Source organism: Centipeda infelix ATCC 43532 (assembly GCF_000234095.1).
Lineage (GTDB): Bacteria > Bacillota > Negativicutes > Selenomonadales > Selenomonadaceae > Centipeda > Centipeda infelix.
In genome coordinates, this window is the sequence record NZ_JH376798.1 from 35,019 (window position 1) to 58,374 (window position 23,356).

Annotated in this window: 23 protein-coding genes; 12 read left to right on the plus strand and 11 right to left on the minus strand. The window is 56.0% G+C overall.

The window, feature by feature from the left end; genetic code table 11:
- Positions 1 to 151: 151 nt before the first annotated feature.
- Both HMPREF9334_RS03420 and HMPREF9334_RS03425 read right to left on the minus strand, forming a co-directional pair.
- Positions 152 to 1,252, minus strand: coding sequence for a hypothetical protein (locus tag HMPREF9334_RS03420; RefSeq protein WP_006692103.1), 1,101 nt, complete (start codon positions 1,250 to 1,252; stop codon positions 152 to 154).
- A 132-nt stretch (positions 1,253 to 1,384) separates the two neighbouring features.
- Positions 1,385 to 2,698: a hypothetical protein gene (locus tag HMPREF9334_RS03425; protein ID WP_006692104.1), complete on the minus strand. Its 1,314-nt coding sequence runs from the start codon at positions 2,696 to 2,698 to the stop codon at positions 1,385 to 1,387.
- Positions 2,699 to 2,769: 71 nt separating this feature from the next.
- Between HMPREF9334_RS03425 and HMPREF9334_RS03430 the strand changes: the two genes are divergently transcribed.
- On the plus strand, positions 2,770 to 3,114 hold the full coding sequence (locus tag HMPREF9334_RS03430) for a hypothetical protein (RefSeq protein ID WP_006692105.1): 345 nt from the start codon (positions 2,770 to 2,772) through the stop codon (positions 3,112 to 3,114).
- A 167-nt stretch (positions 3,115 to 3,281) separates the two neighbouring features.
- On the opposite strand, the gene HMPREF9334_RS03435 is transcribed toward HMPREF9334_RS03430, so the two are convergent.
- Positions 3,282 to 3,482 (minus strand): helix-turn-helix transcriptional regulator, encoded by a 201-nt coding sequence (locus tag HMPREF9334_RS03435; RefSeq protein ID WP_039957260.1) that lies wholly within the window; start codon positions 3,480 to 3,482, stop codon positions 3,282 to 3,284.
- A 131-nt stretch (positions 3,483 to 3,613) separates the two neighbouring features.
- On the opposite strand from HMPREF9334_RS03435, the gene HMPREF9334_RS03440 reads away from it, so the two are divergent.
- The 4 genes from HMPREF9334_RS03440 (at position 3,614) to HMPREF9334_RS03460 (ending at position 7,613) form a co-directional block, all read left to right on the plus strand.
- Complete coding sequence (locus tag HMPREF9334_RS03440) at positions 3,614 to 3,997, plus strand: helix-turn-helix domain-containing protein (protein WP_039957261.1); 384 nt, start codon at positions 3,614 to 3,616, stop codon at positions 3,995 to 3,997.
- Between the two features lie 6 nt (positions 3,998 to 4,003).
- Positions 4,004 to 4,714, plus strand: a complete 711-nt coding sequence (locus HMPREF9334_RS12450; RefSeq protein WP_006692108.1) for a DUF2442 domain-containing protein — start codon at positions 4,004 to 4,006, stop codon at positions 4,712 to 4,714.
- 492 nt (positions 4,715 to 5,206) lie between these two features.
- On the plus strand, positions 5,207 to 6,250 hold the full coding sequence (locus HMPREF9334_RS03455; RefSeq protein ID WP_006692109.1) for a DUF3644 domain-containing protein: 1,044 nt from the start codon (positions 5,207 to 5,209) through the stop codon (positions 6,248 to 6,250).
- Positions 6,251 to 6,452: 202 nt separating this feature from the next.
- Complete coding sequence (locus tag HMPREF9334_RS03460) at positions 6,453 to 7,613, plus strand: site-specific integrase (protein WP_006692110.1); 1,161 nt, start codon at positions 6,453 to 6,455, stop codon at positions 7,611 to 7,613.
- Positions 7,614 to 7,789: 176 nt separating this feature from the next.
- Here HMPREF9334_RS03460 and bioA read toward each other — a convergent pair whose 3' ends face one another.
- From bioA to HMPREF9334_RS03485, 5 genes are all read right to left on the minus strand, one after another.
- Positions 7,790 to 9,136 (minus strand): adenosylmethionine--8-amino-7-oxononanoate transaminase, encoded by a 1,347-nt coding sequence (bioA, locus tag HMPREF9334_RS03465; protein ID WP_006692111.1) that lies wholly within the window; start codon positions 9,134 to 9,136, stop codon positions 7,790 to 7,792.
- 21 nt (positions 9,137 to 9,157) lie between these two features.
- On the minus strand, positions 9,158 to 9,838 hold the full coding sequence (bioD, locus tag HMPREF9334_RS03470; protein WP_006692112.1) for a dethiobiotin synthase: 681 nt from the start codon (positions 9,836 to 9,838) through the stop codon (positions 9,158 to 9,160).
- A gap of 78 nt (positions 9,839 to 9,916) precedes the next feature.
- Positions 9,917 to 10,453, minus strand: a complete 537-nt coding sequence (locus tag HMPREF9334_RS03475; protein ID WP_006692113.1) for a biotin transporter BioY — start codon at positions 10,451 to 10,453, stop codon at positions 9,917 to 9,919.
- Positions 10,454 to 10,626: 173 nt separating this feature from the next.
- Positions 10,627 to 11,940: a metallophosphoesterase gene (locus tag HMPREF9334_RS03480; RefSeq protein ID WP_006692114.1), complete on the minus strand. Its 1,314-nt coding sequence runs from the start codon at positions 11,938 to 11,940 to the stop codon at positions 10,627 to 10,629.
- A gap of 37 nt (positions 11,941 to 11,977) precedes the next feature.
- A complete protein-coding gene (locus tag HMPREF9334_RS03485; protein ID WP_006692115.1) occupies positions 11,978 to 12,721 on the minus strand; it encodes a metallophosphoesterase family protein in 744 nt (247 codons plus the stop codon).
- Between the two features lie 166 nt (positions 12,722 to 12,887).
- Here HMPREF9334_RS03485 and purB point away from each other — a divergent pair, with 166 nt between their 5' ends.
- Positions 12,888 to 14,180, plus strand: a complete 1,293-nt coding sequence (gene purB, locus HMPREF9334_RS03490) for an adenylosuccinate lyase (RefSeq protein WP_006692116.1) — start codon at positions 12,888 to 12,890, stop codon at positions 14,178 to 14,180.
- A 30-nt stretch (positions 14,181 to 14,210) separates the two neighbouring features.
- Positions 14,211 to 15,497 carry an adenylosuccinate synthase gene (locus HMPREF9334_RS03495; RefSeq protein ID WP_006692117.1) on the plus strand — a complete coding sequence of 429 codons (1,287 nt, stop codon included), beginning with the start codon at positions 14,211 to 14,213 and terminating at the stop codon, positions 15,495 to 15,497.
- Positions 15,498 to 15,551: 54 nt separating this feature from the next.
- Here the strand turns inward: HMPREF9334_RS03495 and HMPREF9334_RS03500 are convergent, their stop codons facing one another.
- From HMPREF9334_RS03500 to HMPREF9334_RS03510, 3 genes are read right to left on the minus strand one after another with little or no spacing between them, the layout of a single operon-like run.
- Positions 15,552 to 16,169, minus strand: coding sequence for a hypothetical protein (locus HMPREF9334_RS03500; RefSeq protein WP_006692118.1), 618 nt, complete (start codon positions 16,167 to 16,169; stop codon positions 15,552 to 15,554).
- A gap of 8 nt (positions 16,170 to 16,177) precedes the next feature.
- Entirely contained in the window at positions 16,178 to 17,161 is a 984-nt protein-coding gene (locus tag HMPREF9334_RS03505) for a YeiH family protein (RefSeq protein ID WP_006692119.1), read from the minus strand.
- 13 nt (positions 17,162 to 17,174) lie between these two features.
- Complete coding sequence (locus HMPREF9334_RS03510) at positions 17,175 to 17,537, minus strand: arsenate reductase family protein (RefSeq protein ID WP_006692120.1); 363 nt, start codon at positions 17,535 to 17,537, stop codon at positions 17,175 to 17,177.
- A gap of 221 nt (positions 17,538 to 17,758) precedes the next feature.
- Between HMPREF9334_RS03510 and HMPREF9334_RS03515 the strand changes: the two genes are divergently transcribed.
- The 5 genes from HMPREF9334_RS03515 to HMPREF9334_RS03535 all read left to right on the plus strand — a co-directional run bounded on the left by HMPREF9334_RS03515 (position 17,759) and on the right by HMPREF9334_RS03535 (position 23,252).
- On the plus strand, positions 17,759 to 18,217 hold the full coding sequence (locus HMPREF9334_RS03515; RefSeq protein ID WP_006692121.1) for an Hsp20/alpha crystallin family protein: 459 nt from the start codon (positions 17,759 to 17,761) through the stop codon (positions 18,215 to 18,217).
- Positions 18,218 to 18,626: 409 nt separating this feature from the next.
- Positions 18,627 to 19,004, plus strand: coding sequence for a pyroglutamyl-peptidase I family protein (locus HMPREF9334_RS03520; protein WP_006692122.1), 378 nt, complete (start codon positions 18,627 to 18,629; stop codon positions 19,002 to 19,004).
- A gap of 32 nt (positions 19,005 to 19,036) precedes the next feature.
- The gene (locus HMPREF9334_RS03525) at positions 19,037 to 20,422 is read left to right on the plus strand and encodes an aspartate ammonia-lyase (RefSeq protein WP_006692123.1); all 1,386 of its coding nucleotides are present in this window, start codon (positions 19,037 to 19,039) and stop codon (positions 20,420 to 20,422) included.
- Between the two features lie 415 nt (positions 20,423 to 20,837).
- Positions 20,838 to 22,118, plus strand: coding sequence for a C4-dicarboxylate transporter DcuC (gene dcuC, locus HMPREF9334_RS03530; RefSeq protein WP_006692124.1), 1,281 nt, complete (start codon positions 20,838 to 20,840; stop codon positions 22,116 to 22,118).
- A 6-nt stretch (positions 22,119 to 22,124) separates the two neighbouring features.
- Positions 22,125 to 23,252, plus strand: a complete 1,128-nt coding sequence (locus tag HMPREF9334_RS03535) for a M20/M25/M40 family metallo-hydrolase (RefSeq protein WP_006692125.1) — start codon at positions 22,125 to 22,127, stop codon at positions 23,250 to 23,252.
- Positions 23,253 to 23,356 lie beyond the last annotated feature (104 nt).

Consider the following 23,356-nt stretch of genomic DNA (forward strand, 5'->3'; position numbering starts at 1 on the left):
CAAGCCCATAGGGCGCAGCTGATTGGGAAACAGGTCGTATGCGAAAACGTCCCAAGAACACGAGCGTTAGCGACGTGTGATTGGTTGACGTTGACCGCTCGCGGTCCCCCTCCCCCGCTTCGACAGGGGAGGCTTGGAGTTATCTATCCTCTCACGGGGTCGCGGGCGTCTCCGCATTCACCGCACTGCGGCGGATCATGTCACCAACACGCAGATCGTAAGTCAGAGCCTTCTTGTGCAGGGTCTCGGCACGGGCGAAGTCCTCGGGCATCCCACTGTCAAGCCCCTTGACAAAGCTCTCGTAGGACGCGATGGATGCCTCCGTCGCCGCTTTACGCTGAGCGGCGAGATAGTCTGCGCCGCGCGGGACCTCGACCTCGTCCAGCTCACGCTGATATTTTTTCAGCGCGGGGATCATATTCTCCTGCAAGAGACGGATGAGTGCCTTGCGGTGCTCTATCGTATACGTACTCCATGCCGTCTCCGTCAAGCTGCGGAACTCATGCTGTGACGAACGAAAAACACCATTATAACGATCCACAATCGGACGCGTCGCCTTGATATACCGCGAGATATCGGTACCCGTCGCTGTCTGCACCGCCTCGAGATAGGCGCGGTAGTTCGCCACGCGCACGATCTGCCACCCGGTCTCCCGCTGCTCCATGCGCAGCTGCAGGGGGAACTCAAGCCCCGTTCCGCCGTCGCGCACCGTCACGGTGGCCACCGCCGCACTCCCGTCACGCACGATCTCGCCCATCTCAACAAGCTCTGTGTCACGCAGATGACTGCACTCCATCAGATACTCAAAGTCGATGCCGAGCTGCCGTCCCTTGAGTTCGTCCGTCCCCTCCGGCTCCACCCACTCCCCTGTGCGCACAGCATCTGTGATCGTCCGTGCAATCCCGGACGCGACACTGTCCTTGACCTTTTCGTAGAATTTCCCCGAGGCATTGCGCTCCGCCTCCTTGAGGCTCGTGTCGCGCGCAAAGAGGACATAGGTGAGGTCGTCATAGCCCGCATCGGCGACTGCCGTGACATTCACGCGCCGCAGGAAGAGATCCGTATCGTGCGCTGCAACAGCCTTCGCCGCTTGCTCCAAAGCGTACGCGGGACGTTGGATATAGTAGGCGAGATACCACGCAAGCACCAGAATCGTCACAACGATCAGCCCCGCCGCAAGCTGAAACTTTCGCGCATGTGCCTTGCGCCGCCGTGCCAACCGCACGCGCCACGCAAACTCATCCATCGGCATCGCCGCACCTCCTTCATGAAAATCACTGTCATTATAGCATTGAATATCCGGTTGCGCAAAGGCGTGATATGTTAAATCGCATGATGTATCCACCGAAGCAATAGTGTCAAGGCTTCACAGGAATAACATCAATCATTTTACGCAAAGACGAAATACATCAGCCGCACTCTTTCCTCTCAGCAGGTCAAGATAGTAGTTCTCGAATCCCCGTAGTGCCCCCTGTACGTCAGGCGGTTGTTCGTTGAGAGACTTACCGTCATATGTCAGTGTGTGGATTGCTTTCTTTTTTGCCTTCTTGAGCCACTCCTTATACCGCTCCGACACCTCCCGATTCTGCGCAAAGTACAGTCCCCATCCATGCGCCTGTCGACCTTCACCCGCTCCAATCATCTCAAGCAGGAATTCACGGAAGTCATACGGCGAGCCGTGCCATGCACTCTGCTCGAACGTCTCTTTTTGATTGACAATACCAAGCATCTCCTGTATCATAGAAAATGAAAGAGGACGAACGACCGAAGGCGTTAGGCTGTCGGCAGCATCAGCTGTCCGGCTGGGGTGACCTGTAAGCATGGACGCGGCGTTACCTCTTTTTTCTGTTTCCAGATTCATGAGGTCTTTGCTTGTGCCACTCTTTGTAATCCAGCTATCAATCCCCTTCTCATTGTCAAAGAACGCCGTTTTGAGGAAGATTCTCCCCGTAGGAAGAAGTTCATAAGCCACGCCCGCCGCTCCGCGTGGCGTTTTTATTTTGCACAGAATCGTTTTGCCGCCGTAATCTCCCTTGCTTGTCATATCCAAGTGAACACGCTGGAAGTTCTCCATATTCTCTTGAATATCTGTGTAATCTGCATCCGTCATTTCAGGATGACGATTATGCGTATGAATCATATCATCTTGAGCAACATCAACGACCGCACCACTAGGGGATGTCATTCGCAGGAATTTCTTGTTTCGACTGCTGCTGTCAGCGTCCGGCACACGCATCCGTCGACTAAATTCTTCCAGGTTTACAGCATCACTGCGCCGCATCGCCGCCTGATGAAGTACATCACCCGAACGCATATCCTTCCCGCCATAGCGCAAATCAAACCGCTTCTTGAAGTAATCTATCGCGGTATAGTTCTCGTTGCCCTTCTGCGTGCGCATGGCTTTGGCAAAGATATCCGCGTGATGAGCGAAGAGGAGCGCATTCATACGCGCGACCTTCGTCTGCTTATCATCCTTCTGTTTGACACCGACATTTTCCAGCAGCTCTACGATCTGACAATAGACAGAGTACGACTCAGGCGATAGCCCCGCAGAACCCTTGACCTCAAACGAATCGACCTTCATCATGCGGTCTTTGATGTTCTCAAGCGTCTTGATGTACCCGTTCAGTTCATCCAGTTCGCCGCGTGCGCCGTCCATCGCCTCCGCTGCTTCCCGCGTTGTTGGAACGACCTCCATCCCCTCACCTCCCTCGCAGTGGTTGTCCTCCTTTCCGCCGTGGTATAATCAGTACAGAAAGGAGCATTTACATGAACACACAGACCAAAGAGAAACTCGTCTCGCTTGTCGCATCTGGAACAGATACCTACGAGCAAATCCTCCGTGCCATCCCCGAACTCACAGAAAATGCACTTTACTACGTCACACACAGCCATCTGGACGAAGAACGCCTTTTATCGCAAATAACACCGACAAGATATTCCCCCGAAGAAGAACATCACTTCCTCCCCGATGATCGGTTTGAACTCGACGATGCAGGAAAGGACATCCTGTACCATTACCAAGAACGACAGAAGAATCAACGCCTCGCATGGATTGCCGCGATCAGTGGAATCATCGCCACCATTACTAGCGTAGCAGCCCTCTTACGTTGAGAGCCGTACACACAACAGCGATTGATATGAATAAGATATTGAGCAGGAGCATCGTCCCCTCGTGTTCAAGCACCCAATTATCAAGCCATTCAATCAGACGTTTCATCCCCTCACCTCCTTTGCCTCGTTGAGATGTGTTTTTTGCTCGCTTTATCACTTTAAGTGAACTAATCAGGCAAAAAAATCTCGTGAACGGATTTCCCGTACAGCTTAGAAAGTGCGATCTTCACTTCATCACGCGGCATCCGTGCACCAGATTCATACGACGAAAGTGCGGACTTACTGATATGAACGGCTTTTGCCACCTCTGCCTGTGTCCGCTTCCCGCGCAAATGGATAAGCCGTTGAGCAATCAATGCTCTATTCACCGAAATCCCCCCTTTCTCAGATATTCACCGTGAGTGTACCACGATTCCAAAACAATGTCAACACTTAAAGTAAACTTTTTATTGCGAAAATCCACTTTTCGTGGTATCTTAATTACATCGGAGGTGGTAGTGTGGCTTTCTCAGATACACTCAAAAAGCTACGTTTGTCAAAGGGGCTCACACAAGAAGAATTGGCAAACGGAACTGGATTGGCAAAAAGCTCCATAAGCATGTATGAAAGCGGTCGTCGCAAGCCTAGTTTTGAGGTGTTGGAGGCTTTTGCAGATTTTTTCAATGTGGATATGAACACTTTATGGGAAACACCTGCCGCAGAAAAACCATCCTCCCCCTCCAAACGTGACATGAACGATCTCGCGAAATTCCTCAACAAAACAGAGGTGTTATTTGACGGCGATATATACCGCCTTGACGAGGAAGACCAGCAGAAATTACGCAGTGCCCTAGAGTTCGTTTTTTGGGATGCGAAAAGGCAGAACAAACGGAAGAAGGACTGATGTGCTATGCTCAACATCAAAGTCCGCGTCAAGAATCTCGTCAACAAATACCGCACCTGCGACCCGTTTCAGCTCGCGGGCGATCTCGGCATAACAATCGTACACCTTCCCCTGCCCGATGATATGCGTGGTTTTCTCGTCCACGTCCTGCGGCGCAAATACATCGTTCTGAATGAAGATCTCTGCTATGCAGGGCAAAAGGTGACGGTCTGCCACGAACTCGGACACGCACGTCTGCACGCAGGATACGGTTACTATCTTCACCCCGACCGCGCCTATTACGTTCGCAGTCGTCTTGAGGCAGAGGCGAATGAATACGCTGCGCATCTGCTCGCCTACTCCACCGAGATTGACAGCGACGAGGTAACACGTATCATCAATCAACGCCACCCCGACCCGCGCGAAGTCCATTTTTTACTTGGAAGATTTATTGATACACAAGGAGTGGACACCATGAAACAGCCTGTATGGATTGTTGAGGATGTGAAGGCACGAGAGGACTATACCCTGCTTATCACCTTCACGGGCGGCACGCAGCGCATTTATGACGCGCATCCCCTGCTTGAGAAGCCAATCTTCGCCCCGCTCAAAAGCCTGCCTTTCTTCCTGCGAGCAAAGGCAGCATACGGCACAGTCATTTGGAACGATGACGTAGATATCGCGCCAGAGCATCTTTATGAATGTAGCACGCCCATTGAGGTGGAGAAGATTGCCTGATTCGCGCTGCAAAAATGGCATAAAAAAAGACCGCACCTAGGGCGGCAGTAACGCATCACTTGCATCTCATCGGGGACTTGTGTTATAATGTGCTTGGCAAACGATAGTGACATTACGACACACGAAAAGCCCCCAAGGTGCGAACTTGGGGGCTTTTCTGTTCCCATATTGCAGGCAGGGACTAGCGCCTAGGCTTGTTGCCTTTTTCTCATCCGTCAAGCCATTTGCAGAGATAGTGGCAGACTATCCCCGCCAAGACGGAGAGCAAAAACGATAGTAACATCCTTGACACACCTCCTTCCCGTGCCGGTATGGAGGAGGCAACGCATACAGTATAGCACAGTTCAGAGCATCTAACCAACTAGGAAAAATCGGCTCTTTTTTCCCAGTTGAACATCCAAGTAGGAAAAAGAGCCGATTTCTTCCCACATAAAAACCGCCCTCCCTGCGCCAACAGAGAGAGCGGTGAACCAACATCAAAGGAGCGACACCGTGAACAACGCCCAAATATCCTTATCGGAAAAACTACTTGAGAAAAGCCAAGAGGCTTTTATTGTTGCGGTCGAACTCTACAACAAACCCACCATTCGTTACCGGGTCGAAGGATTCAGCTTCTTTATCTGCAATGCATGGGAACTATTGCTCAAAGCCCATATCATGCAAACCTACGGCGAAGCTGCCATTTATTACAAAGGCGATAAACAACGGACAAAGTCATTGAACGCCTGCATAAAGGAAGTGTTCACAAACGACAAAGATCCTCTACGAATCAATCTTGAAAAAATTATCGACCTGCGCAATACAAGCACACATTTCATCACAGAGGAATATGAGCAAATATATGTACCGCTGTTTCAATCCTGCGTCATCAACTATATGAACAAACTGCTGCAATTTTTCCATATCGACATCACCGACAAACTGGGCAGCAACTTCCTCACGCTTTCTGTAAGAATGGAAGAAGTAACAGAGGATTCAATACGTGCCAGATACCCAGACAGCTTAGCTGAGCACATCCTGACCATCATGTCATCAATCGGCAGAACAATCAACACAGTGGATCATACCAACTTTGCCATTCCAGTCAAACATGATTTCTATATAACGAAAAAGCAAGGTCAAGCCGCTGCCAGTTTCTCTATCACAAAGGACGCTGAACACGCTGCCTTCATTTTGAAAGAACGTCATGATATGCAGAAATCATGCCCTTATCGTATGCGAGAATGCTTGGGGCGCATACAAGCCCTCATAGAGAGAGATAAAATCCCCTTTGTAAATCCATCTACGCCGGACGAAAGCAAACGACATACATTCAACGCATATGTCTTCAACCTTTTTGTCAGGTTCTATGATCTGAAAAGCGACCCCTGCTACTGCTATGTCTATGACCGAAACACAAATCCAACCTATTCATATAGCGACAAAGCAATCAACCTGATTGTGGAGCAAATCAAAAAAGGCCCTGAACATATCGTCCAGAGTCTTAAAACCAAAGTAGGGAAGCCAACCCCAGGGGCAAAGGATTCTAAGCCTTAGGCCTACTCCCATTCGGGAACCCAGCCTTATCCATCACAAGTCAGCTTCTACATATTGATTATCGCACAAAGTGCAAAAAAAATCAAATTAAAAACCGCCCGATGCTACGAACACCGAGCGGCAGACATGACGCGAATCATGCCCAAAGCACCTAAATTCTACCATGATTCGCCTCCTTTGTAAACACAAGGAGGTTTTATTTATGTCCAAGATACGCATACGCAAGCGCGGAAACACCTATTCCTATAGCTTCGACATCTCGAAGAATCCGCGCCGCATGAAAGAAAAAGGAGGTTTTGCCACCGAGGATGAAGCATTTGACGCAGGGGTGAAAGCCTATGCCGACTGGAAGAGTGGGAATATCGGCATTACGTCCGAGAAAGTGACACTACAGGACTACCTTGCTTCGTGGCTCGAGAATGTCGTGCGTCCAAACGTGAAGCGAATGACGAATATCAGCTATTGCGATACAGTCAACTCACGCATCCTCCCATATCTGGGTAATCTGTATGTGCAGGAACTTCGCCCCCGCGATATCGACCTATTGGTTCAGACACTTGCAAGAAAGGGACTGTCCCACGGGACGATACAGCAGACAAAGGCGGTTCTTTCTATCGCCCTGAAGTACGCTGTCTATCCCGCCGAACTCATCACGGCAAACCCAGCCGCAGGTATATCCATCCCCCGCAGCGCACCGCGCAAAGTCATAAAGCGCACAATCATCACCCCGGAACAGTTCGCCGCCATCCCCGCAGAGGAAAAATACTACCACACATACAAAATCCTATATCACACGGGGCTGCGTCTCAGCGAAGCACTCGGGCTCACATGGGACGATGTTGACCTCACAACAGGAGAAATCACCATCGTACGCCAGCGGCAGCGGACAGGATACTTCGAGACGCCGAAAACGCCCACAAGCGCCCGTTCTTTCTATGCGGACACCGCGTTACTTTCCTACTTCCGCACGCTCAAAGCGGCACAAGCGAAGCAAGAGATGCTCCTAGGGGAGGCGTATCAAATCGTCTATGAATCGACAGAGGATCACAGGCTTGTAATTCTTCCAAAGAAGATGCCACCGCCCGCCGACCATATCCGCCGCCCGCTCCTCTGCATCCTGCCAAGCGGACTCCCGCACAAGCACGCGCGCATAGAAACGCTGCTGCGGAATCTCCACCTCAACCCGCACAGCTTCCGCCATACGCACGCGACAAAACTCATCGAAGCAGGTGCAAAACCCGTCGATGTAGCCGCCCGCCTCGGCCATGCGGACGCGACGATCACGCAGAATCTCTATACGCATGACACGGACGAGATGAAAAAGGAAACGGCTCGCATATTCGGTGAGGTTGTAGGCAAGTAATTTTGTAGACAAGTTGTAGACAAATCCACCGAAAAAATCCTGCACCCTATATAGGAAAGGGAGGGGATTGAAAAGGCTGTCATTATAGCATTGAAGCGCATTTTGTTCAATCACCATACGGCGCAGCTTTTCATCAAAAAGGAGACACCCCGTCGGATGTCTCCTTTTCTGTCGCGTTATGCGCCGAGCACTTCGTCCATCGAGAGCTTCATTCGCTCAATAGCGATTTCGAGATCGTCTCTGCTGATATTCAGCGGCGGGTTGAAGTAGAGCACGTCGCCGAGCGGGCGCAGGAGCAGCCCGTTCTTCAATGCGCGGCGATAGATGGCATAGCCGAGGCGTTTCTTGCCGTCAAAGGGACGTTTCTCCACGCGATCCTCGACGAGCTCGACCGCGTGAATCAGTCCGATGTGGCGAATCTCGCCGACGCTTTGATGTGCGCCGAAGGCATCCGTCATGCGCTCTGTCAGCCATGCGGCGGTATTCTCCGCCTGCTCCAATACATTCTCCTCGTCGAGGATGTCGAGTACGGCAAGTGCCGCCGCACAGCCGAGTGGGTTGCCAGCATAGGTGTGAGAGTGCATGAACGCCTTGCCCTCGTTCCAATCGGCGTAGAACGCCTCATAGATTTTTTCTTTCACAACGGTGATCGACATCGGCAGATACCCGCCCGTCAGGCCTTTCGAGAGACACATGAGGTCGGGCGTAATGCCCGCACGCTCACACGCAAAGAGCCGTCCCGTACGCCCGAACCCCGTCGCAATCTCGTCTGCAATCAGGAGCACGTCGTACGCGTCGCAGAGGGCGCGCAGCTTTCTGAGATACGCCTCGGGATAGATGCGCATCCCCGCGCTCCCCTGCAGGAGGGGCTCGACGATCATCGCCGCTGTCTCGTGCCCATGCTCAGCAAAGGCACGCTCCGCATGGACGAAACACTCACACGCGCAGCTCTCGCGCTGTTTCCCGTATGGGCAGCGGTAACAGTCGGGTGCCTCGATGTGGATGTTGTCCATCATCATCGGCTGATACATCTTAGCGAAGAGGTCCATGCTCCCGACCGAGAGTGCGCCGATGGTCTCGCCGTGATAGCCCTCTGAGAGGCACATAAAGCGCGTCTTTTCCGAGCGTCCCGTCTGGTGGCAGTATTGGAACGCCATTTTGAGTGCCGCCTCGACCGCCGAGGAACCGTTGTCGTTGAAGTGAAACTTTGTCAGTCCCGCAGGGACGCGCTGCGCCAAACGCTCAGCAAGCTCGATAGCGGGGCGATGCGAGAAATTCGCAAAGATAACGTGCTCGAGACGGTCGAGCTGCGCCGTAATCCGTGCGTTGATCTTTTCGTTCGCATGCCCAAGGAGGTTTGCCCACCACGAACTCACGATGTCGAGGTACGAATTCCCGTGCACATCGTAGAGCCACGCCCCCTTTGCATGGTCGATCACCATCGGCGGCAAGTCCTCGTAGTCCTTCATCTGCGCACAGGGATGCCAAATATGGCGCAGGTCGCGCTCCTCAATCGTCGGCATAATGCTCTCCTTCTCTCTCCTTTATTGGTACAGTGCGGCGAGTGCATCCGCCGCCATCGGCAGCTCCATAGCGTCGTGCTCTACACAGGCAAGCACGCGCGCCCCCGTCAGTGCCTCAACCATCTTCGCATTGTCCTCCTGCATTCTGCCGCCCGTCCAGTTGTTGAAGATAAAGCCCTTGAGCGGAATGCCGCGCATCTTCAAATGCTCTGCCGTCAGCACAGCCGCATTGATCGTGCCGAGCCCTGCATCCGCGACGACGAGTGCGCCTAGCCCGAGCCGCAGTACAAGATCGTCCAGAACGACGTGCTCCGTGTTGTCCCAGCGCAGGGGACAGATGATGCCGCCGCTCCCCTCCACTGTCAGATAGTCGGTGCGCTCCTTCGCCGCATGGTAGTCCTGCTCCACTTTGTCAAAGTCCATCGGACGGTTCTCGATCTGCGCGGCGAGATGGGGCGATACCGCGTCGCGGTAAATATAGGAGACCGTTGTATCCTCCGCCGCAAGCCCCGCAGCGTGCGCTACGTGGAGCGCATCGCCCGGCAGCAGGGTCCCGTCGGCGGCGACCTCCGCACCCGAGAGTGCTGCCTTGTAGTAGCCTGCACGCAGCCCCACATCATGCAGCTTCTTTACGATCAGTCCCGTGACGTAAGTCTTGCCGATATCCGTTCCTGTTCCTGTAATAAATAGTGCCTTGCCCATGCTATCAATGAACTCCCTTTCTGCTGACCTATGTATCTTGTGCGATATGCTGTCGTGCTACTGAGCGAACCCGCCCCATTACAGCCACAGCCCTGCCCGCTGCGTCCGCACGCCGATGTATGCCGCCGCAACGCAGAGCAGGAAGTCCGGCAGAACCTGCAGCACACCGCAGTACCAGATCGCCACCCAGAAGCCGATCGGTGCATCGATGATATAGTTCGACGCAAAGTAGAAATACGAGATGCCGAAGACGTAGACCACCACCATGCCCAAAAGACACGCGGCAAGTGCGCGGCGGAAGGTCGGTGCGCCCGTGCGGACGAATACGCCCGTCACCCAGCCCTGCACAATGAAGCCCACGAGATACCCGAACGTTGGCTGCAGCACATAGGAGGGGCCGCCCCCCGAGGCAAAGACCGGAATCCCAACCAGCCCCATCAGGACGTATGTGCCCACCGCAAGTGCCCCAAGCCGTGCGCCGAGCATCAGCCCCGCCAGCAGCGTAAAGAGGAACTGGAGCGTGTAGACATCCGTCCCGACGGGGATGCGGACGAATGCACCGACCGCAACAAGTGCGATGAATAGCCCGCAAAGGATTATTTCTCGTAGCTTCATAATGTTCAGATACCTCCAAGCGCATTTATCGGTGAAATAAACTTGCTTTATCATACACGTTTCGTGTTTCACTGTCAACCAATTTATTTTGTTTTGGTTGACGTTTATTGTGCCGTTCATATATAAAAATCCCCGTATCCTTTTTCCGATACGGGGACAAAATATTTTTGGCTCTACTTCTTCGTCACGCGCACGCGATCCATCTCCGTGCCGTCGGGCAGGAAGCACGCAATCTCAAGTGCATCCCGTGTGACCTCCATCGTGAGATAGTTGTCCGTCTCGGGCTGCGGCAGCGTCACCTCGTCGAAGGCATGGTCGATCCAGAGATTCGGGTAGCGCACGTTGCCCGCAACGCCTGTGAGAATGTAAAGCGGACCTTTCTTGTCGGGCGTTTTTGCAAAATGATAAATGTGCCCGCGGTTCCGATAGGTGTGCAGATGCGCCGTGAACACAACATCAATCGCGAGCTCATCAAAGACGGGCATCCACACCCGCCCATTGTCCTCGTCAATCCCCTCCGTGCGCTCGGGACGGCCGTTGATCCGATATTGCAGGACATCCTTGTGCATGAGGACAACGTTCCAACGCTTTCGGTGCGCCTTGAGATCGCGGCGCATCCATGCCATCTGCTCCGCGACCAGACCACTCTTGAACGCATCGATTTCTTTCTGCTGCGTGCAGAGCACAATGTAGTGCACATCGCCGTAATCAAAGGAGTAGTAGTAGCGATCAAACACCTTGCTCCCGTTTGATGGGGTCTTAAAATACGACAGATATGCCTCTGGCAGACGCACCTTCCAGTCGAGGTTGTACGTCTCATGATTCCCCATGACGGGTGCCATCGGGATTGAACGCTGCATCTCCTTGATGCCGCCGAAGAACTCCGTCCACTGCAGACGATCCTCGCCGTTGTCCACGAGATCGCCCATACAGGCGAAGAGCTGTGCGTCTGTGTTGCGCGCCCACGCAAGATGCGCGAGCTGCTTCCAGTCTGCATAGTCACTCGACTGGGAGTCGGGAAAGATCAGCATTTTGTACGACTCGCTCCCCGTCGGCGCATAGAGTTCCTGCCAGTCCGTGGCCGCACCGCCCGCCGTGATACGGTACTGATACCGTGTGCCCGGCATCAGCCGATCGAGCTCCGTCGCATACTGACAGACCTCAATGTCATCATCTGTAAACCGCTCATCCGTCACGGCATAGCGGCGCATGACTTCCTCCGCCCCCTGCACACGCACCTCAACCATCTGCTGGTCGATGGGCGATGCCACTTCCCACATCAGGACGCGTCCCCGTCCCGCGTCCGCCGCTACGAGCTGCCGCAGACGTTCCACATACAATGTTCCCGGGAACTGGCGCAGTGCCGTATCCCGAAGTGCACCCAGCCCGCCGAACTTCCAGAGTGCCGCACCGCCAAGTGCAAGTACCCCCGTTGCGGCAGCCATCTTGATAAACCTGCGTCGATTCATTATCTTGTTCTTTGTCATCCATCCATTCCTTTATATGTGTATTTTCATCCAAAACTCACACGGACTGCATGCAGCAGGAAGCGCACTCCTCTGCCGTCGGTTTGCACCCCTCCGCACGCAGCACGAGATACCGTGCAACATCCACGCAGCTGATCCGCCCGTCGGGGAGGAAACTCCCCGTATCGCAGGCGATGATGTTGTTCTTCAAAAAGAGCGGTGTGTTCCGGTTCATGTCGAGCCCACCGATCGACTGCGTCGGCGTGTGCCCGACGACGACAAGTTCCGTACCGCTGTAGTGTTCAAAGAACTCCTCACGAATCCAGAGAAGGTCGTTCGAGGTCTGTTTCTGTCGATGCGGGTTGATACCCGCATGGACAAAAAGGATGCTCTGCCCGTTGTGCTGCACGCGATGATAGAGCGGGCGTGCCTTGACAAAGGCGATGAGTTCGTTCGCCTCCGCCGCGCTCAGAGCCGCGAGCTGCTTTTTTGTCACCTTCCCGCCGTTCATCAGCCAAACATCGAAGTGTCCGAGAAACGTCCTCCCCAGCCCGTACTCTTTCAGATAGGCGAGCATCATCGCCTCATGATTGCCGCAGAGTGCGTGGACGTTCTCATAACGCGCAACCTGCTCCCGCACGAAACGGAGGACTTCTACGGGTTTTTCCCCACGATCGACATAGTCGCCGAGAAAAACAAGCATATCCTGTTGATCGCCGAATCCGATCTTTTTCCAAAGGACACGCAGTTTGTCCGCATATCCATGAACATCGCCGATGGCAAGAATACGCCGAAACGCCATGAAATCGCCCCCTCTCATTTGTTCTATTATAACGCACCTCCTCTGAAATGAAAATGATAATGCCCAAATATTCCTGCTGCGCGGTGCATGATTGACATTCCACGCATACAGAGCTATGATATGGGTGTTGTTTTATGTCTTTCATGCACAGTGCAGGAGGAAGCAAATGATCGAACGCTATACACGTCCGGAGATGGGGCATCTCTGGTCGATCCAGAACGAGTGGCAAACCATCCTGAACGTGGAGATTGCCGCGTGCGAGGCGATGGCGGAGCTCGGCGAGATCCCCGCCGCCGCTGTGGAGAACATCAAGGCGAACGCGAAGTTCGATGTCGCACGCATCAACGAGATCGAAAAGACCACCGACCACGACATCATCGCCTTCCTCACGAACCTTGAGGAGAACGTCGGCGAGGACTCGAAATACATCCACAAGGGGCTGACCTCAAGCGATGTCAAGGACACGGCGTACTGCGTCATGATGCGCGATGCCGCCGCGATCATCCTCAATGATCTGAATGCGTTCCGTACGGTGCTGCGCCGCCGTGCAGAGGAATTCCGCCATACGCCCTGCATCGGACGTACGCATGGCATCCACGCAGAGCCGATGACATTCGGACTGAAGATGCTTCTCTGGAGCGCGGAGATCGAGCGCGACATCGAGCGTCTGACGCGGGCGAAGGAGATCGTCTCCGTCGGCAAGCTCTCGGGTGCGGTCGGCACCTACTCCAACATCGACCCGCGCATCGAGGAGCTGACGTGCAAAAAGCTCGGGATCACCCCCGTCCGCCTCGCGACACAGGTCATCCAGCGCGACCGTCACGCCGAGTTCGTCACGACGCTCGCCATCATCGCGGGCACAATGGAGAAAATCGCAACCGAGATTCGCAACCTCCAGCGCACAGACATCCGCGAAGCGGAAGAGTTCTTCAAGGCGGGGCAGAAGGGCTCGTCGGCGATGCCACACAAGCGCAACCCGATCAACTGCGAGCGCGTCTCGGGCATGGCACGCCTCGTGCGCGGCAACGCCGTCGCGGCACTGGAGGACATGACACTCTGGCACGAGCGCGACATCTCGCACTCCTCTGTCGAGCGCGTCATCCTGCCCGATGCGACCATCAACGTGGACTACTGTCTGCACAAGCTGACGGGCATTGTCGACAAACTCCTCGTCTACCCCGACGCCATGCTGCACAACATGAACCGCACGGGCGGACTGATCTACAGTCAGCGCATCCTCACGGCTCTGGTGAACAAGGGCATCCTACGTCAGACCGCCTACGTATGGGTACAGCGCAACGCCATGAAGCGCTGGCTCGAAAAGGAGGACTTCCGCACGAACGTCGAGAAGGACGCGGACATCTCCGCACATCTGACGAAGGAAGAGATCGACGCGTGCTTCGACTACAAGTATTTCCTGCGCCATGTGGATTCCATCTTTGCGCGCTTTGATCTTTAATTAAGAGAGAGGATTAAGGGGGACTTTATCATGTCAACCATCGTTATTACGGGCACACAGTGGGGCGACGAGGGCAAAGGGAAGATCGTCGACTACCTCGCAAGCCAGGCAGACACCGTCGTCCGCTTCCAGGGCGGCTGCAACGCAGGTCATACCGTCGTCGCCAATGGTGAGGAGTACAAGCTGCGCCTCCTGCCGTCGGGCATCCTCTACAAGGGCACGCACAACATCATCGCGAATGGTGTCGCCTTTGACCCCGAGGTCTGTCTGCAGGAGATGGACGCCATGGCGGCGCGCGGCATCGACACCTCGAACATCCGCATCTCCGACCGCGCCCATGTCGTCATGCCCTATCACCGCCTGATGGACGGCATCGGCGACGCACAGCGCGGCGCGGACAAGATCGGCACAACGGGGCGCGGCATTGGCCCCTGCTACATGGATCGCGACGACCGCATCGGTATCCGCGTCTGCGACCTCATGGAAAAGGCTGAGTTCGCGAAGAAGCTCAAGAAGAACCTCGACAGCAAGAACGGCGAGCTCGCCGCCGTCTACCATCACGAGCCGCTCGACTACGAGGAAGTACTCGCGGAGTACGAGGGCTACGCCGAGCGTCTGCGTCCGCTCGTCACGGACACGATCCCGCTCCTCAACGAGGAGATCGACGCGGGGCGCAAGGTTCTCTTCGAGGGCGCACAGGCGACCATGCTCGACATCGACTACGGCACATACCCGTACGTCACTGCATCGCACCCTATCTCGGGCGGTGTCACCATCGGCGCGGGCGTTGCGCCGCGAAAGATCGACAAGGTCATCGGTATTGTCAAGGCATACTGCACGCGTGTCGGCGAGGGTCCCTTCCCCACCGAGCAGCTGAACGAGATCGGCGAGAAGCTGCGCGAGGCGGGGCATGAGTTCGGCACGGTCACGGGACGGCCCCGCCGTACGGGCTGGCTCGATGCCGTGGTCGTCCGCCATGCGGGGCTGCTCTCCGGCATTGACTACATGGCAGTCACGCGCCTCGACATCCTCGACGGCTTCGACGAGATCAAGATCTGCACGGGCTACAAGTACAAGGGTGCGCTGCTGAAGGGTGTTCCCGCAAGCCTCAACGTCCTCGCCGAGGTCGAACCCGTCTACGAGACCTTCCCGGGCTGGAAGACGGACATCTCGGGCATCCGCAGCTATGACGCGCTGCCCGAGAACGCGCGCAAGTACCTTGAGCGCATGGCAGAGATCACAGGCATCGCCCTCGGCATCGTCTCCGTCGGCCCCTCACGCGAACAGACCATCGTCCTCGCCAAGGATCTTTTCTAAAAAAACAAAAATTACGGCACACTGTGTGCAAAACGCACAGCGTGCCGTTTTTGTTTACCTATTCTGCTCTGCCACCGTAAAGCCTGCCTCAACGAAAAACTTCCGATATGCCTCGGCCTTCTTCTCCAGTTTCATTGGGTAGGCACGCGAGGTAGACGGCAGGCGCGTGACGAAGAGGTCACGGTCACCGCAGCGCGCAGTTATCGTCGTGCCCGTCTTGAAGTCCTTTGCCTTGACCTCCGTCTCAAGCAGTGCGAGCAGGATCTCCGTTGCCTTGCCGCCCGTTGTGCAGATGCGGCGGCAATGCGGGATTTTCTCCAAAATCTCGGGCAGCTCAACCGTCTCCACAACCTTCAAGTAGGCATCGGAGGCATTCCCATGCATACGAATGGCACGGCGCACGCCGGGGCACGAGCCAATGCCGCGCCCAGTGAGGAACGCCTTGATCTTCTCCGCGTCAAACACCTTTTCCCCTACACGCTGAAAATGCATCGCATCGCCGAAGAACACCAGCCCGTAGACGCGCCACATATCGTTCTGGAAGTTCGGGTAGTGGAACTCCATCGCCCGTTTTTCGGCGGCGGGCGGAAACGAGCCCATCATGAGTACGGTTGCATTGGGCGGCAAAAAAGGCGGAAACGGGCGGAGCTCGATTTCATGTTCAGCCGTCATCGTTCACCTCACAGCAACCCCAATGCGTGCTGCACAATGAGCGATGTCCCCGCGACGGCGATCCAGCAGACCATGCCGAGCAAAAGGGGGCGCGTCCCGTGCTTGAGGAGCGACGGCAGATCCGTATTCAATCCGATTGCACTCATCGCGAGCACGATGGAGAACTTGCCGAGCATCCCAAGCCCATGCGAAACCTCAGCGGGGAGAATGCCCGTCGTGTTCACGATGCACGCGAGGACGAAGTAGAGCACGAACATCGGGAAGATGCGCTTCAGCGAAAAGCCTGCGCCGCTCTGCGCCGCACCGCGCATCATGAGCAGTGCGAAGAACAGGCAGACCGGCACAATCATCAGCGTGCGCGTCAGCTTTACGATGGTCGCATACGCGCCCGCATCATGGCTGTAGGCATAGCCCGCCGCAACAACCGACGACGTGTCGTTGATGGCAGTGCCCGCCCACATGCCGAATCCCGCGTCCGACATTCCCATTGTGTGTCCGAGGAACGGGAAGATAAAGACCGCAAGCACGTTGAAGAAAAAAATCGTCGCAATCGAGATCACGACATCCCGATCCTTCGCCCCGATGACGGGCGCGACCGCCGCAATCGCAGAGCCGCCGCAGATCGCTGTTCCCGCCCCGACGAGCGCGGTCATATCGCGGTCCATCCCCAGAACCTTTCCCATCAGGAACGCCGCGCCAAACGCCGCAAGCAGCGTGAAGATCATGACGTAGAGCGACTGCTCCCCGACCTCCACCACATGAAAGAGATTCATCTCGAAGCCGAGCAGGATGATCGCATACTGCAAAATCTTCTTGCCCGTGAATTTGATACCGCTCTCGGTCGCCTGCGGCCGCCGTTTCTTCGCGAACAGCATACCGAGCAGAATGCCGAACACGGGGCCGCCCACAATCGGAAAGTACAGCCCCAGAATATACGCCGGTATCGCAAAGAGCAGGGCATAGAGAATGCCGTCCATATATTCGCGCTTCATACATACACCTCTCTCACGCAAAAAGCTCCGCCCACTCCTTCTCGCGGAAGCCCGTGAGCACGCGATCCTTCGTGATGAGGAGCGGACGCTTTACGAGCATTCCGTCCGAGGCAAGCACTGCGTACTGCTCCTCCTCCGTCATCGCGGGCAGCTTGTCCTTGAGCGCAAGCTCGCGATAGAGCATCCCGCTCGTGTTGAAGAAACGCTTCAGCGGCAGCCCGCTCTGCGCGTGCCACGCACGCAGCTCGTCTGCCGTCGGCTTCTCCGACTTGATGTCACGCATCGGAGCATCGCACCCGTGCGCACGCAGAAACTTCTCCGCCTTCTGGCAGGTCGAGCACTTCGGATAGCCGATAAAAAGAATATCCTTCTCCATATATCATTCCTCCTCGTAAAATCAATGGTGTTGCTTTCCCTATTATAGTCCCTTCCAAAAATTTTTCAATTTTTTCTTTTTGACATATTGACTTTTTGACTATTTGAGATATAATAACAATCGAAAGGTGATTCAAATCACCTGCCCAATCAAAAGCAACTGAATGGCATATCGAATACCAAACATCGCATATGCCGCAAACCTCTAAGGAGTTGATTACCATGTTTGGACTTGTACCTTTTGCCGGCCGTCGGAACCTCTCACAGCGTGACAACGCGAATCCGTTCGCACTCTTGGACGCAATGCACGATTCCTTCTTCCGCGATGACTTCCCCGCTGCGAACTGGGGCGCGAGCTCGTTCAAGGTGGACGTGAAGGACAGCGGCGATCACTACGAGCTGACCGCCGATCTGCCGGGCATGACGAAGGAGGACATCGCCCTCCACTACGAGAACGGCTATCTCACGATCGCCGCCTCGCGCACGGAATCCAACGATGAGAAGGACGATGCGGGGAACTACATCCGCCGCGAGCGTCACACGGGCGAGGTAAGCCGCTCGTTCTACATCGACGGCATCGACGACGCAAACATCCACGCAGAGTTCAAGGACGGCGTGCTGCAGGTGAACCTGCCGAAGACGGCGGACGCACCCGCACGCAAGCAGATTGAGATTCACTGACCACACAAAATCCTACCATTCATAAGAACGAGGGGGCTGCTCTCCGAAGCTTTACTTCGGAGAGCAGCCCCCTCGTTCTTATGTCCGACATACACAAAACAATTTTTATTTTTCAAAACCCATAGCCATTCTTTACATTATGTTGTATACTGTATACAATTGTTGAAAAACAGGAGGAATGTGATGAAGAGACTCTATGCTGCCTATGGCAGTAATCTGAATGTCGCGGCAATGCGGGAGCGATGTCCAAGCGCAGTGATTGTTGGTACTGCGCAGCTCGCGGACACGGCGCTAGAGTATCGCGGCAGTGCGCCGCGCGTCTATCTGACACTCACAGAGAAAAAGGGCACGGCAACGCCCCTCGGAATCTGGTCGGTGACGGAGAGCGATAAGGAGGCACTCGACAGCTATGAGATTTACGGTCGAGCGCATTGGCATCAACATCGACGATTTCCGCATCCCCGACAACAAGGGCAATCAACCCGTCGATGCCCCCATCGCGAAGGACGGCCCCATCGCCTACTGGGCGACGTTGCCGGTCAAGAAGAAGGTCGCCAACATGAAGGCGGCGGGCATCTCCGCGAGCGTGTCGAACTCGGCAGGGACGTATGTCTGCAACCACCTCCTCACCACAGCGGGCAAGGCGCACATCCCCGCAAGCTTTGTCCACATCCCCTACCTGCCCGAGCAGATGGCTGTGCGCAAGGGGCTTGAGAGCCAGTACCCAACAAGGGGTGTTGAGACGCTCGTCAAGGGCTTTACGGCAATGATTGAGGCACTGGACTGACAATACAGCAGTCATCGAAAGGAGAGAGTATCATGCGAACGGAACACGATTTTCTTGGTGAACTGGAAGTCCCCGATGATGTCTACTACGGTGTGCAGACGATGCGTGCCATCGAGAATTTCAACATCACGGGACAAAAGCTCGATCCCGATTTCATCAAGGCACTCGCACAGGTAAAGAAGGCAGCGGCTCTCGCGAACATGGACACAGGCCGTCTCCCGCACGAGATCGGCGACGTGCTCGTGCAGGCGGCAGACGAGATCATCGCGGGCGGGCATATCGAGCAGTTCCCCGTCGACCCGATTCAGGGCGGTGCGGGGACATCCATCAACATGAACATGAACGAGGTGCTCTGCAACCGCGCCCTCGAGCTGCGCGGCGATCCGAAGGGACGCTATGACATCATCTCGCCGAACAACCACGCGAATATGGCGCAGTCGACAAACGACGCGTTCCCGACGGGCATCAAGGTCTGCCTCTCGGCAAAGAGCACGGTATTTCTCGCATCGCTCGACCGTCTCGCCACAGAGCTTGAGAAAAAGGCGACCTCGTTCCGCGCCATCCTCAAGATGGGACGTACCCATTTGCAGGATGCCGTTCCCATCACGCTCGGACAGGAGATGGGCTCGTACGCCTCTGCCGTGCGCCGCTCCATGCGCCGCATCCGCTATGTCCAGCGGCACATCCACACGATCAACATGGGCGGCACTGCCGTCGGTACGGGGCTGAACGCCGAGCCCGCCTACATCAAGGCGGTCGCCAAACGGCTTTCGGAGATCACGGGCGAGCAGTACCGTACGTCGCAGAACATCATCGATGCGACGAACAACACGGATGCATTTGCAGATTTCTCCTCCGCGCTCAAGAATGCGGCACTCGTCCTCATCAAGCTCGCAAACGACTTCCGTCTCATGGCATCGGGACCGCGCTGCGGGCTGAACGAGCTGCACCTCCCGATGCGGCAGCCGGGCTCGTCGATCATGCCGGGCAAGGTCAACCCCGTTATTGCAGAGGTGCTCGATCAGGCGTGCTATCAGGTCATCGCGGGCGACCTCGCCGTGACGCTCGGGGTGGAGAACGGACAGTTCGAGCTGAACGTCATGGAGCCGGTCATGGCGTTCAATATGTTCAACTCGCTGAACTACATCACGCGCGCGGTCAACACCTTCGTCGACAAGCTCCTCATCGATCTGAAGCCGAACGTCGAGCAGTGTCAAAAATGGCTCGACAACAGTGTCGGCATCGTGACGGCACTCCTGCCCCACATCGGCTATGAGAAGTCCGCCGAGCTCGCACGCGAGGCGTACACAACGGGCAAGCCCATCCGCGAGATCATCCTTGAGCAGGGCATTCTCTCGAAAAAGGAGCTGAATCACATCCTCTCACCGCGCCAGATGACGCGTCCGGGAATTGCATAACAGCCAACAAAGGGACTGTTGCATGAACGCCCCTATCGGCTCGCTGCGCTCGCCACTTCCCCCGTTGCGACGGGGGAAGCTAAGATGCCATAATTCCAGCCTCCCCCGTGCGTCACGAGGGGAGGGGGACCGCGAGCGGTCAACGTCAACCAATCACACGTCGCTAACGCTCGTGTTCTTGGGACGTTTTCGCATACGACCTGTTTCCCAATCAGCTGCGCCCTATGGGCTTGCTTCTTGGACAGGTCAGCAAGCGGTGAAAGGGGCGCTTGTAGCGATACCGCTGACATAATAACAAGGGACTGTTGCATGAAGTTTTCTAGCTTCGTGCAATAGTCCCTTTTGTATGAAGGAATTTATTCTTTTTTGTCGAAGACTTGTATGGTTTTCGATTATTTCAAAGGAGGTCTTTTCATTGGCAATTACAGGTGGAATCATCGTCATTCTTGCCTTTGCCGCCATCATCAAGAAGTATGAGACGCGCATGGTGCTCCTCGCTGCGGGCTTTCTCATGTGCTTCATCGGCGGTGTCACGGGCAATGCAGTCGCGACGTTCAGCAAGACGATGGTACACGGTTCACTCGTGCCCGTGATCTGTACGGTCATGGGCTTTTCGTTCGTCATGAAGATCACGACCTGCGACCGCCATCTCGTCGAGTCCATCTCGGGAGTGATTACGCGGAGCAAATTCATCCTCATCCCGCTCGCAACGCTGCTCACATGGTGGATCAACATCGCCATTCCGAGCGCGGCGGGCTGCTCGGCGGCGGTCGGCAGCATCCTCATCCCGACGCTCATGGCGGCGGGTGTCCATCCCGCAATGGCGGGCGCGGCTGTCCTCGCAGGGACATGGGGCAGTGCGATCAGCCCGGGACAGGCGCACAACATCTTCGTCGCGGATCTCGCGCAGACCGATCTCATGACCGTCATCATGGCGCAGGTGCCCGCCGCGATTGTCGCATCCATCGTCGCCGTTGTCGCACTGACCATCATTGCAGCAATGCGTAAGGAAGGGCCCGACGAGGCGCGCCGCCTCGCCTATCATGCACAGCTCGAAAAGGAGGAGGGCGGCAAGGACTTCAAGGTCAATCCGCTCTACGCACTCGTCCCGCTTGTGCCGCTCGTCCTGCTCGTCCTCGGCAGCAAGCAGATCGCCGTCCTGCCGCTCACGGATGTCCCGACGGCAATGATCGTCGGCACGGTGCTCGCCCTCATCGTCACACGGCAGAATCCGCAGGAGATCACGAAGAAGTTCTTCGACGGCATGGGCGAGGCGTACGGCGGTGTCATCGGTCTCATCGTCTCTGCGGCGGTCTTTACCGCAGGAATGTCCGCGATGGGGCTCACGGACGCACTCATCGAGGCGATGAAGGGATCGGAGTCCATCGCAAAGATTGCGGGCGCGTTCGGCCCATTCATCATCGCCATTATCTCCGGCTCGGGCGATGCTGCTGCGCTTGCCTTCAACGGTGCGATCACGCCGCAGGCGGCATCGTTCGGCATGAGCATCATCGACCTTGGCTCGCTGGCGCAGATGGCGGGCTCGATCGGACGCTCGATGTCCCCCGTCGCGGGTGCGGCACTCGTCTGCGCGGGGCTTGCCAAGGTCAGCCCGATGGAGCTGTCGAAGCGCAACGCACTCCCGATGCTGCTCGCCACGATTACCTTTATGATCGTCCTCTTCCTTGGAAAGTAGGCAGCCATGATTGACAAAAAGCGTGTACTGGACGAATTTTTCGAACTGGTTTCCATCCGCTGCTCCACACTCGATGAGCGTGAGATCGCCGATCTGCTGACAGCGCGTCTGCGTGATCTCGGTGCGGCGGAGATTCACGAGGACGGGGCGGGCAAGGCACTCGGTGGAAACACGGGCAATATCGTCGCGAACTTCAAGGGCACCGTCGCGGATGTCCCCACCGTCATGCTGACGGCGCACATGGACTGCGTTGAGCCGTGCGCGAATATCAAACCGGTCTTAAAGGACGGTGTCATCCGCTCCGACGGTACGACCATCCTCGGTGCGGACGACAAGGCGGGGGTGGTTGCCATCCTTGAGACACTGCGCTGTCTGAAGGAGGATGACATCCCGCACGGCAATCTCCAGATTGTCTTCACCGTTGCCGAGGAGGGCGGTGTCAACGGCTCGCGCTGTCTCGACGCATCGCTCCTCACCGCCGATTTTGGCTATACGCTCGACACGCATGGACACGCGGGCAGGGCGGCGTTCAAAGCCCCCGGCAAAAATCAGCTCGCCGTACGCATCGTGGGCAAGGCGGCACACGCGGGCATCGACCCCGATGCAGGAAGGAACGCCATCACTGCGGCGGGCAGAGTGCTCACCGCCGTTCCACAGGGACGCATCGACGAGGAGACTACCTGCAACGTCGGCAGGATTGAGGGCGGCACGGCGACCAACGTCGTCGCCGAGTTCTGCACGCTGAACTTTGAGACGCGCAGCCGCGACAAGGCGAAGCTGGACGCACTCACACAGCGTATGGTCGATAGCGTGAATGCAGCCCTCGACGGGACAGGCTGTACGGCGGAGATCGACATCAAGAAGGACTACGATCCCTATGAACTGCCCCCCGACGCGCTTCCCATTCAGTATCTGCGCCGCGCCGCAGAAAAGCTCGGCTTCCCCGTCGTGCTTGAGGAGGAGGGCGGCGGCTCGGACGCGAACCATTTCAATGCCTACGGTGTGCCGACCACCGTCCTCGGCGTCGGCATGACGGACTGCCATACGAAGGAGGAGAGCATCCGCGAGCAGGATCTCTACGAGGCGGCAGAGCTGACCCTCGCCATCGTGCGCGAAATTGCAGCGAAAGAATAACAGAGGCGTACAATGTCCATACGCGCTCAAGGCGCCCCTTCCACCATGCTACGCATGGTTCCCCTCCCCCGTGTCGCACGGGGGAGGCCTTTTGATCGTGGCAT